The sequence below is a fragment of the Cyclobacteriaceae bacterium genome, assembly GCA_025808415.1.
GTDB lineage: Bacteria > Bacteroidota > Bacteroidia > Cytophagales > Cyclobacteriaceae > UBA2336.
Window position 1 is genome coordinate 2835070 of the sequence record CP075525.1, and the last position, 15729, is coordinate 2850798.

At 43.7% G+C, this 15729-nt stretch carries 9 protein-coding genes; 2 read left to right on the forward strand and 7 right to left on the reverse strand.

The window, feature by feature from the left end; genetic code table 11:
* Positions 1-12: 12 nt before the first annotated feature.
* Positions 13-1056: a glycoside hydrolase family 43 protein gene (locus KIT51_12765; GenBank protein UYN85740.1), complete on the forward strand. Its 1044-nt coding sequence runs from the start codon at positions 13-15 to the stop codon at positions 1054-1056.
* Position 1057: 1 nt separating this feature from the next.
* On the forward strand, positions 1058-2980 hold the full coding sequence (locus KIT51_12770; GenBank protein UYN85741.1) for a sialate O-acetylesterase: 1923 nt from the start codon (positions 1058-1060) through the stop codon (positions 2978-2980).
* A 55-nt stretch (positions 2981-3035) separates the two neighbouring features.
* On the opposite strand, the gene KIT51_12775 is transcribed toward KIT51_12770, so the two are convergent.
* The 7 genes from KIT51_12775 to KIT51_12805 all read right to left on the reverse strand — a co-directional run bounded on the left by KIT51_12775 (position 3036) and on the right by KIT51_12805 (position 15539).
* Entirely contained in the window at positions 3036-4661 is a 1626-nt protein-coding gene (locus KIT51_12775) for a sodium:solute symporter (GenBank protein UYN85742.1), read from the reverse strand.
* A gap of 36 nt (positions 4662-4697) precedes the next feature.
* Positions 4698-6881 carry a glycoside hydrolase family 3 C-terminal domain-containing protein gene (locus tag KIT51_12780; GenBank protein ID UYN88585.1) on the reverse strand — a complete coding sequence of 728 codons (2184 nt, stop codon included), beginning with the start codon at positions 6879-6881 and terminating at the stop codon, positions 4698-4700.
* Between the two features lie 150 nt (positions 6882-7031).
* Positions 7032-8324, reverse strand: coding sequence for a mandelate racemase/muconate lactonizing enzyme family protein (locus KIT51_12785; protein ID UYN85743.1), 1293 nt, complete (start codon positions 8322-8324; stop codon positions 7032-7034).
* A gap of 32 nt (positions 8325-8356) precedes the next feature.
* On the reverse strand, positions 8357-9316 hold the full coding sequence (locus KIT51_12790) for an RraA family protein (protein UYN85744.1): 960 nt from the start codon (positions 9314-9316) through the stop codon (positions 8357-8359).
* A 21-nt stretch (positions 9317-9337) separates the two neighbouring features.
* Positions 9338-10423, reverse strand: a complete 1086-nt coding sequence (locus KIT51_12795) for a bile acid:sodium symporter family protein (GenBank protein ID UYN85745.1) — start codon at positions 10421-10423, stop codon at positions 9338-9340.
* A 285-nt stretch (positions 10424-10708) separates the two neighbouring features.
* Positions 10709-12262: a SusD/RagB family nutrient-binding outer membrane lipoprotein gene (locus KIT51_12800; GenBank protein UYN85746.1), complete on the reverse strand. Its 1554-nt coding sequence runs from the start codon at positions 12260-12262 to the stop codon at positions 10709-10711.
* 4 nt (positions 12263-12266) lie between these two features.
* Positions 12267-15539, reverse strand: a complete 3273-nt coding sequence (locus KIT51_12805) for a SusC/RagA family TonB-linked outer membrane protein (GenBank protein ID UYN85747.1) — start codon at positions 15537-15539, stop codon at positions 12267-12269.
* Positions 15540-15729 lie beyond the last annotated feature (190 nt).

Consider the following 15729-nt stretch of genomic DNA (forward strand, 5'->3'; position numbering starts at 1 on the left):
ACATTAACCGCTATGCCCGAAGATAGTATAGACCATATGGATTTTAACGAGCTGAACCGCAAGGCTGTTTCACCACCTTTGATAACCCACATCTATACAGCCGATCCATCTGCCCATGTATTTGGCGGGAGAATTTACATTTATCCTTCGCACGATATAGAGTCAAACATTCCCTTTGATGATCTGGGTAGTCACTTCGCAATGGAAGACTACCATGTTATTTCCATGGACACCCCTGATGGTAAGGCAATCGATCACGGATGTGCATTACATATAAAAGATGTGCCCTGGGCCGAAAAACAAATGTGGGCACCGGATGCAACCGAAAAAGATGGCACCTATTATTTATATTTTCCGGCAAAAGACTACGAAGGAATTTTTAGAATAGGTGTCGCAACCAGTAAATCACCTGTGGGTCCGTTCATCCCCCAAACACAACCCATCAAAAATAGCTTTTCAATTGACCCTGCTGTATTTAAAGACGATAATGGTAAATACTACATGTATTTTGGCGGCATCTGGGGTGGGCAATTGCAACGTTGGCGAACCGGGACTTTTAAAGCCGAAGGTGAAGGGCCATTGGCACACTTACCCAAGGATAATGAGCCTGCCTTATGCGCAAAAGTGGCCAGGCTTTCCGATGATTTATTGGAGTTTGCCGAAACACCCAAATATGTTGTCATTACCGATGTAAATGGTGAACCCCTTTTATCAGGAGATAATGCCCGAAGGTTTTTCGAAGCCAGCTGGATGCACAAGCACAACGGAAAATATTATTTCTCCTACTCCACAGGCGATACGCATTTTATATGTTATGCCATTGGCGATAACCCCTATGGCCCCTTCAAATATGCAGGCAGAATTCTTCATCCGGTAGTTGGCTGGACCTCCCACCACTCCATTGTAAAGTTTAACGATAAGTGGTACCTGTTCTATCACGACTCCAGTCTATCGAAAGGCGTTACTCACTTACGCAGCATTAAGGTTACAGAATTGCATCATAATGATGACGGGACCATTCGGGAAATTTTTCCATACCACTACACCTTAAAGTAACATGAACCGATCAACTTATTTCGTTTTATTTATTGTTTTACATTCCTTCGTATTATCGGCACAGGTAAAACTACCACGCATAATAAGCGATGGCGCAATTTTGCAACGCGATACCGAACTAAAAATATGGGGTTGGGCTTCTGCTGGTGAAAAGATTGAGTTGACCTTCCGTACCAAAAAATTCAGAACACAAGCCGATGCCTCCGGGAACTGGATTATCAAACTTCCTAAACAACCTGCCGGTGGCCCCTTTGATATGACTTTCAAAGGCAAAAACGAAATTACCGTAAAGAATATACTCTTCGGTGATGTTTGGTTCTGCAGCGGGCAGAGCAATATGGTGCACCAGATGAACATCCATGATGTGACCTACGCCAAAGATATTGCAGAAGCTAACTACCCTGAAATAAGACAGTTTCTTGTTCCTGCACGCAATAACCTGCAAGGACCTGAAACGGATTTACCCGGTGGTTCATGGCAAGAAGCTGTTGGAGAAAACGTGCGACCATTTTCAGCAGTAGCATTTTTCTTTGCACGAAAAATCTATGCGAAATACAAAGTGCCCATTGGGCTAATCAATGCCAGTATTGGTGGTACACCCATTGAAGCATGGACAAGTGAAGAAGGACTGAAAGATTTTACGGAAATAATCAAGACTATCCAGCAAAACAAAGACACAGCTTATGTGAATACAGTTAACAGAACTGCTGCCGCGGCTGCCAACAGGCCAAAACAAGAAACAGATTTAGGACTGTTGGCCAATCCTAAATGGTACGATGTTACCTACCAACCAAAAAGTTGGCGTAATATTAATATACCAGGGTATTGGGAAGATCAGGGGCTAAAAGACCTGAATGGCGTAGTGTGGTACCGGAAGGAAATTGACGTACCAGTATCCATGACAGGAAAAATGGCTAAAATTTTTCTGGGAAGAATTGTTGATTCCGATGTACTGTACATCAACGGCAAGCAGGTTGGTAATACTACTTATCAATATCCACAAAGACGGTATACGGTACCAGCCGATGTATTGAAGCCGGGTAAAAATATTTTTGTCATTCGGGTAACCAATCAAGCCGGCAAAGGTGGATTCGTACCCGATAAACCTTATTGCCTGTTTACCGATAAGGACACCATTGACTTAAAAGGATACTGGCAATATAAAGTGGGCGATGTGTTTGCACCACGCCCCCCTAGCCCTCCTTCCATTGCTGCACAAAATCAACCTACAGCACTATACAATGCCATGGTATCACCAATTATCCAGTATGCTGTTAAAGGTATACTTTGGTACCAGGGCGAGAGCAATGCCGGACGACCGGAAGAATATGCAAAGCTGTTACCGGCTTTAATTACTGACTGGAGAGACAAATGGAAACAACCCAACACACCTTTTATCTATGCACAACTTCCTGGGTTTATGGAATACAACTACCTGCCATCAGAAAGCAACTGGGCTAAACTGCGAGAGTCGCAACGTAAAGCTTTATCCGTCCCCAACACAGCCATGACGGTAAACATCGACCTTGGTGAGTGGAATGATATTCACCCCGACAATAAGAAAGATGTTGGCGAGCGAATGGCACTTGCCGCATTAAAAATTGCTTACCGCGAAAATATTGTCCATTCAGGCCCCATTTATAAGGAAGCAACTATTGAGGGTAATCAAATCACCATATCCTTTAACCATATAGGAAGTGGTTTGATTACAAACGATGGTGAAACGCTCCGCGAGTTTGCGATTGCCGGTGCAGATAAAAAATTTGTTTGGGCCAATGCAAAAATTGACGGAGACAAAATAATTATCTGGAGCGACTCCATTTCAAATCCAGCATACGTACACTATGCCTGGGCTGATAATCCTGATGTAAACCTTTACAATAAAGAAGGGCTACCGGCTTCACCCTTCTCAACCGAAAAATAAAACTGTGTGCTAAGTTTTAAAGCCGGACCACAGCCACACTTTAATCAAACAAACATTATCCGGCTACACCAAGCGGTGAGAAATAAACGAAAATCATGATAATAAGCACAACAACAACAAAAGACAGTAAAATATCGGTTTTGTTGTAGCTCGATTTTGAAATGGCACGGTCTTCAGCCACGGTTGTGGCAAAAGTTAACCCTTTAATCTGTTCTTCTGATGGTTTTTCAGTTAACAAACTTACGCCCACCATTACCACAACAGAAAAGACAAATAGTGAGATGCAGAAATACAGGAAATTAAGATTTGCAAATTCGTACAAAAATCCTGTTAACGAGCTCTTGTTCAGTTCAAGGAATATCCGCAGCGCCCCAATAATGGCACCACTAACCAATACAGTCATTGCACCCTTTGCGTTAATGCGTTTATAGAATAAGCCCAGTATAAATACCGAAGCAATTGGAGGAGCGAGGTACGATTGCACACTTTGTAAATACTGGTACAGCACACCTGAAATTCCACTCATTACCGGAATCCACAAAATTCCAAGTGCTACCACAACACCAGTTGCAACCCTGCCTACTAAAACAAGATTCTTTTCAGAAGTTTCAGGTTTAATTTTTTTGTAGATGTCCATAGTAAATAATGTAGAACAAGAGTTGAATACAGATGCCAGCGAACTCATCAACGCGGCCAATAACCCCCCGGCAATTAAACCTTTCAATCCGGTTGGCAAAAGTGTTTTAACCAGTGTAGGAAATGCACTATCAGCACTGGTTAGTTCAATTTTTCCTTGTGCTGCCAGGGCGGTAGCGATCAAACCCGGAATCAAGAAGATGAAAAATGGAAACAATTTAAGGTAGGCCGCGAAAATAGTTCCGCGCCTTGCCTCGGTTTCATTCTTTGCAGTAAGGCAACGCTGAACAATATACTGATCAGTACACCAGTACCACACCCCTACAATAGGTGAGGCAAACAAAATACCAGCCCAGGGAAAATCGGGGTGGCTGAGGGGTGGAAACATGTTGAGCTTTTCTTTAGGTGCTGACGCGATCATGGCATCCCAACCGCCTAATTCCGATAATCCAATCAACGTCAGTATCAGAGATCCTATTATCAATAATACTGCCTGAAGGGCTTCCGTGTAAACAACCGCGCGCATACCCCCCAACACGGTATAAACCCCGGTAAGTATTACCAATACAAATGCACTGGTCCAGAAATCAAAACCCATGAATGTGGCAATAACAACAGCACCTGCGTAAACCGTTACCGAAACTTTTGTAAGTACATAACTTAGCAATGACACCACCGACAAAAACCAGCGTGCAGAAGAATTATACCTGCGCTCCAGAAATTCCGGCATCGTAAACACACCGCTTCTTATATAAAATGGGATAAACACCCAACCCAACAATAATACGATCCACGAGTGCAGTTCATAATGCCCCATAACCAAGCCGCTCTCTGCAGCTGTTCCGGATAATCCAACAACATGTTCACTACCAACATTAGAGGCTAATATTGATGCACCAACAACAAACCAACCAACGTTACGGCCGGCAAGAAAATACTCCTGTGCGGTATCCTTTTTTTTCCTCATGGACCAGGCCGCTATGCCAGCAATGGCCAGGAAGTATACGATTACGACTATCCAGTCAATTGTAGAAAACATTTCCATGTGTAGAGTTCAGGTTTTTCGGTTAAGGATATGACTTTATTTTACAGTAAAAATAGTTTGGGCTGCTTTGGCTGAACCAAGTACTTCACTTCTGCTGCCGGGCAAAGAGCCACCAATAGAAACCCGTACTTTGCCGGGCTGAATAATGGAAACACCCTTGTCGTTAATAACAGAGTACATTTGAGGGGTTACGGTGAATTTTACTCTTTCGGAGGTTCCCGGGGCAAGTTTAACACGCTTTATTCCGTTCAGCGAAAACAACGGTGCGGGAATTTTGGAATCAACATGCGTAAGGTAGAGTTGAACAACTTCCTCACCTGTAACCTTGCCGGTGTTGGTAACGGTAACCTCAACTTCAACCAGTTGATTTTTCTTTATCGTTGTTGACGACAGTTTTAGATCACTGTAAGAAAATGTGGTATAGCTTAACCCATAACCAAAAGGGTACATGGGTTCAGCCTCCATAAACCGATAGGTCCTTCCTTTCATCGTATAGTCTTCATACGCTGGTAATTGATCCAACGATTTTGGGAATGTAATTGGTAATCTTCCGGAAGGTGAAGTCTTACCGAAAATAATATCAGCCACAGCATTTCCTCCCTCCTGCCCGGGATACCAAATCAATAAAACCGCATCTGCCAATTCATGAACTTCCGTGAGGTTCATCGGACTACCCCCCGTTACAATAGCAATTACAGGGTTCGTATGCCCTTCTTTTAATTTCTTTAGGAATTCAATCTGGTGCTTTGGAATATTATAGTCTAACCGATCGCCAAAAGTAGGCGATGCAATCGATTCACCTTCTTCACCTTCCAGCAGCCCACTAATACCCATTACAAAAAATGTTGCATTACTATTTTTTGCATTACCAGTCGACCAATCCTGTGGATTGGCATTGGGCCGATCGAGCATTATGCCTTGACGATATTGGAGTTGGCTGCCGGGTTTAATAGCAGCAGCAATACCCTCTACCACCGTTACCATCTCTGGGTTAACACCATAGTAATTACCCAGCAACACTTCAACGTTTGCTGCGTTTGGCCCGGTGATAAAATATTTATTCAAATCATTGCGCAACGGCAGCACGCCATTGTTCTTTAGCAATACAACCGACTTCTGGGCGGTTTCCCGTGCAAGGGCACGATGCTTCGGGCTGTTTATTACATCAGTGGAAATTGAATTATACGGATTTTGTTCTTTCGGATCGAATAAGCCAAGCTTAAAACGAGTGCGCAATAAACCTGCAAGTGCATCATCAATTTCCTTCTCTGTGATCAGTTTCTTTTCAACGGCTTCAATCAATGCACCGTATTCGTTTCCGCAATTCAAGTTCACTCCATGTTTAACAGCAAGGGCGGCAGCCTCTGCTTGAGTTTTAACAACATTGTGTCCATTGTGATAAAAATCGACAACAGCCCAACAATCACTTACTACATGACCTTTGAAATTCCATTCCTTGCGGAGGACATCATTTAGTAAAAAGTTACTGGCACAACAAGGTTCATCGTTGGTCCGGTTGTAAGCACACATTACTGATTCAACCCCAGCCTCTACCAATGCCTTAAAGGCAGGTAAATAAGTCTCCCGCAAATCTTTTTGAGATGAGATAGCGTTGAATTCATGCCTGAGTTTTTCCGGGCCACTGTGCACTGCAAAGTGCTTTGCGCAGGCAGCGGTTTTCAGGTAACTTGGATTATCTCCTTGAAGGCCACGAACAAATGAAACACCCAAACGCGACATTAAGAATGGATCTTCTCCATACGTTTCCTGTCCGCGGCCCCATCGTGGATCCCTGAAGATGTTAATGTTAGGTGTCCAGAAGGTAAGGCCCCCATATTGCTGATGGTATCCCTTAGCGACAGCTGCGTTATACATGGCGCGCGCCTCATCTGAAATGGCCGATGACACTCTATATATTAGGTCTTCATCAAAAGTAGCTCCCATACCGATAGCTTGGGGAAATACTGTGGCTATACCACCGCGTCCTACCCCGTGTAGGGCCTCATTCCACCAGTTATACGCGGGTATTTTTAACCGCTCAATAGCCGGGCTGGCATGCATCATCTGTGAAACTTTTTCCTCAAGTGTCAGGCGGCCAATCAGGTCTTGAATGCGGGCCTCCATGGGTTGTTTAGGATCAAGGTATGGCGCTGTTTGTTGGGCATGTAACCCAAAAGAATATAGAAGTAAGATCATGGAAATGATCCATTTCTTGTTCAGCAGGTGAAATCTTATCGTAGTATAATTTCTGATCATCATTGTTGGTTTTAAGGGCGTTTAAGTCATTAATAGACGAAAATATCTTCTATTATGCAACCGATTGCATAAATAAAATCTTTAAGCATTTCGCTCAGCTTTGTGGTTCGCTCACTACTCAAAGAATGGCATTCCTTGCGCGGCATATTTCTTCATGCCTTCTTCGTTTATATCTACACCAATGCCAGGTTTATCAGAAACTTTGATAAACCCCTTATCAACAAATTCAGTCCCATCAAATTTTACAATCTCCTTCCACATCGGATCGGTGTGATAGTAAATCTGCCACTCTAGTATCATAAAATTAGGAACAGACGCACAAACGTGGGCTGATGCCATGGCACCTAAATAGGAAGCCACCATATGTGGTGCAAACGGCACATAGTAAAGATTAGCCAGGTTAGCAATTCGCTGACCTTCGCCCAGGCCACCGGCTTTTTGCAGGTCGGGCATTATGATATTGACTGCACCCTTTTCCAGCAGGGGCCTGAAGCCATAGGCCAGGTAATGATTTTCTCCGGCACAAATTGGGGTACTGGTAGACCTGGTAATCTCAGCATAGGCATCAGCATTCTCAGCCGGTATTGGCTCTTCCAACCACATTAGTTTAAGTGGTTCAAGAATTTTTGCTGCCCGCTTTGCCGTTGGGAAATCATATCGTCCATGCATGTCGGCACAGATGTCAATCTTAGGACCAACAGCCTGTCGAGCTGCTGCCATTTGATCGTACATGCGTTGTATTTCGCCCGGGCTGGCAGTCCAGTTCCACCGATCGTATCGGTTTGGATCATTCGCCTGATCAAGATCAAATTTTACTGCATTAAAACCCATGGCCACCGCCTCTTTAGCAGCTTTTGCAAAATCTTCAGGTTTCGGCAAGTCATTTTGATACAATGCTGTATCCATATATAATCTTACCCGGTCGCGAAATTTTCCGCCAAGCAATTGATAAACCGGTACATTTAAAGCTTTTCCGGCCAGGTCCCAAAGGGCTGTTTCAATAGCCGATAGTACGGCCACATAAACACCTGCCTGGGCTCCGCCAAAAACTCCCCCCTTTCTGATTTGTTCAAACAACCGATGCACGTTCAATGGGCTTTGATCCCGCAGCGGAAATGCAAATCGCTTGGCCAAATGGTAAGCACCACCTACTGCATCCACGCCTTCGCCACAACCGTAGATGTCCTGGTTGGTTAGTATTTTAACAAACATCCTGCCGCCCCCCCGTAAGAAACCTACTTTTATATCGGTGATCTTCAAATCAGATGGGGCCGACAGTTTGGGGGCGTTATCAATGGCTGTGGTATATCCTTTACCAAAAGTATTGGCTAAACCAGAAAGCCCGAAGGCACTAATCAAGGCACTCTTGGTCATGAATGAACGTCTTGTTGATAGTGAATTTCTCATGATTTTATGGGTTACTTATTTACTATTTTCGATTACCATGTTCTCGTTTTAAGCAGTTCTTCTACGCGCTCGGGGGGTACCGGAAGTTTGGTTTTATTGTCTTTTAACCATTGTGAGAAATCCTTTTCAATTTCATCAGTCCAGCGGCTGTCTATCTGACCGGCAGTGTATTTCTTCTCCCGTAATCGCTGATGACCAAACATGTCCCGCAACCGAACTATCTCGGATGTTTCTACCACGCGTTGCGCAAGGTGTGGCGGAATAAATATTACACCCCCATCTCTGCCCAATACAACATCGCCCGGCATTACGGTCGCGCTGCCAATACGCGTTATGGTATTTATACCGACCAATGTGGTATTTAATCGCATGGAGCCATCTCCGCTTCCTATGTAACCAAAGTGGTGTGATGGATGATACGTTCGGATATAAGATGTAAACCCTTTTATTTCCTTGAGACCGTTGATGTCGCGCACAGGGCCATCATAAACTATTCCATTGCCTGATCGTGCGAAAATCGAGTTGCCAAGGTTGTCACCAATGGTTGGCCCATCTATCAATGCATCGTGATGATCAACCACATAAACGTCTCCAGGTTGCAACATATCAATGGCCCATGCATTGGGGGCCAATACACGTCCGTCTTTATGTCCTTTGTCTTGAATAACTTTATGAATGTCCGGCCTTCCTGGGAAAAAAGTTGCCGTTAACGCCCTGCCCACTAAAACTCCGTCAGGATGTATTTGTATCCAATTCCCCTCATACTGATAGTTGTACCCTACCCCGCGGCAAGTAGCCCATGCTTCTTCAAGCGTAACCAATTTCATACGCTTCAATATGTCGTCCGAAACTTTTGGCCGTCCATCCGGAAAGCGTTCACCTCTCCACTCAGGTGTCAGGAAAATAAGTTCCTCCTTTGAGAGTTGTTGTGCTGCCAGTTGACTGTAAGCAACAGACAGCAGCGTAAAGAATAATGCGCGTGTTAATTTCATATCAAATAAGTTTAGTGTTAATCAATTTTCTTTTGGAGGTTTTCGGTGCCAGTAGGTAGCGAGAATACTTCCGGTAATATTCATGAGTGGGCCGAACACAGCAGGTGCCAGACCCACGGTGGCGATTCGTCCCATTTCTCTGGCAAGACCGGCAGCCATACCTGCATTTTGCATACCTACTTCGAGTGCAATTGTTCTGGAGTCTCTTTCATCCATTTTTAATAATCGTGCAAACCAATAGCCGATATAATACCCAGCCATATTATGAATGAGGACTAGGACCATCAGTATCAACCCAATATCAAGCAGGCTATCCCTACCCGCTGCTGTAATGATGGTGATGATTACACCTATGCCAATCATAGAGATAAGCGGCATAGCAAGGTCAAGCCATTTTGACTTACCATGAAGAAGCTTGTTGAACAACAGCCCGGCACAGATTGGAATTACAATCATTTTGAAGATATCCCACATCATTTTAACGATGTCAATTTCAACATAGGTACCGCCCAGCAATTTCATCAGTATAGGGGTGGCAAACGGAGCAAGCAATGTGCTTACCGTTGTTAACGTTATGGACAATGCAAGATTTGCTTTAGCCAAATAGCTCATCACATTTGAAGCCAGTCCACTGGGTGAACAACCAATCAAAATTATTCCGGCCGCGATTTCAGCTGGAAAAGAACTGATCGCAGCCAGCGCAAAACCTACTAAGGGCATAATCGAAAATTGAGCAACAATTCCTATGGCAACGCCTTTCGGCATTTTAATTACACCAACAAAATCATTAACGCTCATTCGTGTACCCATCCCAAACATGATTACTTGAATGAGTGGAGTTATTAAAGCGGAAAGCTTGAATCCATTTACTTCAACCAGATATTGAGGATAGTAAAGCGCACAGGCTACACCCGTAAAAATCATAATTGAATAGGTAAAACCCTTGAAGTGCTCATATCCTCGTGAGGAAATCCCCAGCAACAACAAAGAGAGAATAAGAAATGGCCCGGCATATGATATGCCCGAAGTAACTGTAATAATCGCTGACCAAAGTAAAAGTGCAACCGACAATACAGTAAATATTTTGAAAAGAGTACTAGGCTTCATGGGCTATCTACGGGTGCATTTATCTCCATTCAAAAATTTTCTCTAGTCTGGCTGATTTATCTTGAAGGTATTGAATAGCGTAAAGAAAAATACCCCGCACGAAATGCCATATAGCCGATCAAAGAATTATAAAAACGATTGTAAGTTGAACTATACTGAATTGATTTACTTATACTCATTAACACCAGGTCGGCTTACTTCCAGAAAGCACTATTCATGATGAATACTTTAAAAAAGTGGCCGTTGTTTACACGGCCACTTTTTTAACATTTACCGAAAGTGAAATTATGGTATATCCCAAAACACCCGCGAAATCAAATTATCACCACCTATTGCAGTTGATGCTTGCAGATAGTTTTGGGGATTAGTAGAAGCTTCGCGCTCAGGATATCCCATTCTTCTCACAAATCCACCGTTAAGGTCGTTATTATAAAGATTAGGGCTTAAAGTTGGAAAGCCGGACCTCCTGAAGTTAGCAAATGCCTCCGTACCATTTCTAAGGTTTACAACCCAATATTGAGTGTTAATTAACTTCAACGCATCTGTTGCGTTGAATGCTACCCCTGTTTCAGCCAGGTAGGCATCAACATCCGAAGTAGGAATGGCGGTCGTTCCCGGATAAAGAGTATACACTTGCATATCAGCCCTGATTGCGTTTTCGTAAAAGGTCTGGGCTGAACCTGCTGTCCAACCTCTATGTGCAGCTTCGGCCAACAACAAGGAAGTTTGTGCATACGTCACCCAAAAATCAGGGGCAGCAGGAGATGCTATTTTCCAAATGTTCATTTGAGAATAGTTAAGCCCGGTTCCTCTTACGCCCCTGTAACCTAAGCCCACATTTGCAAGATCGGTATTGAGAACTCCTATGGGCACACCAAACATGTTAGCCAAATCAGTATCAGGATTAGGATCACTGTCCACAGCACCTGGATTAGCAAAATTTGCCAGGATAAACTTGGCCCGGGGATCGTTGGTTGATTTCATTTGATCAACAAAAGGCTCGGCTGCGTAGTAAAAATGGGAGAAGTTTCGCAGGTTATTATTTTGAGCGTGTACAAATGAGGCGCCATTATACTTAACATAGGCATTATCAGCATTTGATGTCATCACTCCACCCGCAACAGCTTCGGCTACGATGGATTGAGCTTTTGTAGGATTAACCTTAGAATACCTCATTCCCAAACGCAACAATAATGAGTTACCTAATTTCTTCCACTTCGCCACCTGATCAGCGGCTGTAGTGGTTGAATTGGTGCCATTTCTTCCATAGAAAAGGTCGGCAGAAACATAATCGGCAGTGGGGCTAAGGGCACCCAGTGCATCCTTGATTTCGTTATAGAGGTCATCATAGATGGCTGCATCATTGTCATATTTCGGGTAAAAGATACCATTTGAAACCGCCCTGCCGGCTTCAAAATAAGGCACGTGGCCATAGGTATCAACTAAACCCATAAAAGCCTGGGCTTTCCATATCCGAATCATGCTCCGTAAGTTAACGCGATCGGTAGTTTCGCCTAACGTCAATAAAGCCTGAACCAAATTTCTGACCTCTCCGGTGTACGATTGATCCCATTTAGGAATGTTCATAAGATCCACCCGCGCATTAAAATTAAATCCTAAAGTAGCACCTTGGTTGTAGGGGTTTACAAAATGCTGAACAATCGTATGTTCACCTTCCCAATTTCCGAGATGGGTGCGCTGTGCACCGGCAAAAAGAAGAGCCGGATCAATTGCTGTGATGGCGTAACGATTTGTATTTATTTCAACAAAATCTTTATCGCATCCCCATGAAAACAGGAGAACCGCGATGAAAAGTATGTAATGCTTTTTCGACTTCATAATATCAGAATTTAATATTTAACGTGAAGTTGTAGTTACGGGTGGTAGGAAGTGCCGAGTTCTCATAACCCGCCCTGAAATCTCCGGAAGACTGCATCGATTCAGGATCCAGGCCAGGGAAATTCCGATGAAGGATTGCCACGTTGCGGCACGATGCTGACAATGTCAAGCCCTTCACAAAATCAAGTGCCGGCACACTGCGTATGGCGCTGGTGAAATTGTAAGCCACGGATATATTTCTCAGCTTAACAAAATCAGACTTGAATGTAAAGGGATCTCCGATCTGAAGGTTTCTGTAATCGGCATAGAATGCCTGAAGATTAGGAAAAGGAGTAGTGTTGGGTTGCCCGGCATTGGGGCCACTTGCATACACACCAGGTACGAGTACCCCAGTCTCACCTTGACGCCTGCCTTCCAGCGACATTACAGAGTGTCCTTGCCTTAACATGTTCAAGTGTGTTGAAGACAATACTGTACCTCCGATTTTATAATCAATGAACACCCCCACAGTCAAGTTCTTATACGTAAACGTGTTGTTCCAACCACCTGTATGTTTAGGTATGGAGCTACCTACCGGAAGAAAACCATCCGTTAGTTCTGCACCGGGCGTTTGGTTGTTGGTTGCGAGCAATCGGCCATCCGGAGCAACCAAAATCTGGCCTTGATCATTTCTTCTATAGCTCCGTACATACATCTGGTTCATGGCCATACCTTCCGTGTACCTTAATTGGCCTAAAAACTCGTTACCGGTTTGGTTAAAGTAAACGACAACCATAGTTCCGCTTTCATTACCTACATCAAGCACTTTTGTTTTTAGAAAGGCATTATTCCAGGAGGTTGTCCACTTGAAATTACCGGTTTGAAAAGGTGTTACTTCAATATACGTTTCCAACCCGCTGTTCTTTAGTGAACCTTCATTCCGCCTGGTGTCATTATATCCTGAAGCATTGGAAACAAGAACATCCAATATCTGGTCTGTTGTAACTTTATCGTATGCTGCAATATCCAGGTGCACCTTGTTAAACAAACGCATCTCCAAACCAATCTCTTTTTCTGTTACAATAAAGGGTTGAATTAGCGGGTTAGGAGCTCTGTTACCATTAACACCCGCTAATGTCTGACCATTAAATTGATTTGCATTGATGGCATACATCAATATGCCTTCATAAGGGCTAACACCTGTATCGCGCCCTGCCTTGGCCCAGGAAGATCTAAGTTTACCATAGTTTAACCATCCAAGGTCGGGCAACAACTCAGAGAAAATAAAACTACCGGATACTGAAGGATAGAAAATATTGTTATTGGATGGATTTAGTGTTGAGAACCAGTCTTTCCTGCCTGTGAAATTCAGGTACAACATTCCGTTATAACCAAACTCAGCCCAACCATAAAGTGAATTAACCCGAAACTGGCGGTAGTCAAAGGCCGGAGCCCGTACTGTACCATTTGCAACCGAGTAAAGATTGGGCACTGTAAAGTTGCTCACGGTTTGATCATTTGACTGATCCTGTACCCTCCAGGTATTTCCACCAAAACTTGCATCAACCGAGAATTTTCCAAATTCTTTACTGCCACCAACCAGAAAGTCAGCATTTACATCCAGTGATTCACCTTGTCGAATATTATAATTACCGCGGTAAGTACCATCGCCATTAAAAAGTGTGGTAGCACCCTGTCCATTCAATTCATTCCACTCGACAAAACTCGAACCACGATTGAAGTTATACCTGCCCTGCACATACAACCAGTCAGTGAAATCATACCGTAATGTAGTTGTTCCCATTAACCGGTTTCTGTTATCATTAAAGTACTGTCCCTTTTGTATCTGGTAGTAAGGGTTATTGATTGTGCCCAAAAATCCATTGGTCTGAAATTCTGCACCGGAAACAGGGTTAACAGCACTTTCCCTGAATGCCTCCAATGGGGTTGAGATAGCTACGCGTGTGAAGAAGTTTACCGCTCCATTACCTTGTGTTCCAATCTGCGGAGGGTTTATATTTTCCTCTTCACTATAGTTGATATTTAATTGCAGTTTAAGTTTCTCCGTGATGTTATGATTAATACCTGTATTGAAGATTCTCTTTATGTAATCATTGTTTGGAACAATTCCCTTGGAGTCAGTATTAGAGAACGAAACCCTGAAACTTCCATTCGAACCACCTCCAGAAAGTGCAACCGTATTCGTCCAGTTTGTTCCTGTTCGCAAAAAGTCGAATAGCCGGTTAGGATATGCAGAGTAAGGCCTCATTACTCCATCAAAATTGATTGTCGGAACCCCATCAAGCCTTTCACCAAAGCCAAACTGTCCATTTCCCTGGGCCTGTCCCTGCGTGGCGGGCCTTACCCCTCCTGTTCCAAGGCCGTATTCTGTCTGTGTGATCTCATCCAGAAAATTCAGTGCATGAAAGGTTGTAAAACTGGATGTAACATCAACGCCCATTCCTCTCTCCTTTTGACCTGATTTAGTGGTAATAATTATTGCACCGTTGGCTGCTCGTTGACCATAAAGAGCTGCGGCCGTTGCCCCTTTGAGAACGGTCATACTTTCAATGTCATCCGGATTGATAACCTGCAAATTATCGCCACGGTCTCGTTGATTAACTTGTCCGTTTCCATTCGTGCCACGTGCTTCCTGCTCTAAGGGTAAACCATTTACTACAATGAGTGGGGCGTTATTCGTTCCCGCAAAACCAGATTGTCCACGTAACCGTATTTGCATACTGGAACCAGCACCGGCTGCAGGAGGTGTAATGTTTAATCCTGCAACTTTTCCAACGAGCGATTCCATTACGTTGGTAGTCCTGTTTGTAATCAATTCATCGGTTTTAACCGATGAAGCTGAGTAGCCCAGTTTTTTTGCATCTTTCTTTACACCTAATGCTGTTACTAAAACCTCTTCCAACTGCCTCACATCCGGGTTCATGGTTACATTTATTACGGTACGACTACCCACCGTAATTTCCTGCACCTGGTAACCTACAAAGGTGAAAACAAGTATGCTGTTTGCATCCGGAACATCAATAGTGTACCGGCCATTGGTGTCGGTGTTGGTACCGGTGGCCGTTCCCTTTACAATGATGTTGACACCCGGGAAAGGCATTCCGTTTTCATCAGTAACCTGGCCACTGACATTGATAGCGAGGTGATTGGTCGCCAGAACCTCGTTTGATTTTGGATCTGTGATGCGGGAAGGTGATGGGTTGTGCCGGTACTCACCAGCCATAGCAGCACCCTGCAGCAGCAAAATCATTCCACACAGTAGATAGTAATGCTTCATAATTAAGGGGTTTAGGTTAGAGGAGTTCATTTTTAAGTGTCAAAAAGACATTTAAATCGTTTGTTAAAGATTTCAATTGCAAACGTTAACTTCTTCCAATAAAACCCGCTGAAGAATTTTGAACATGGCACCGCAACTAACCTAAAAGCGCTACGGAAAGGTGATTAAAGCACTTTCCGGCTTGTTACCG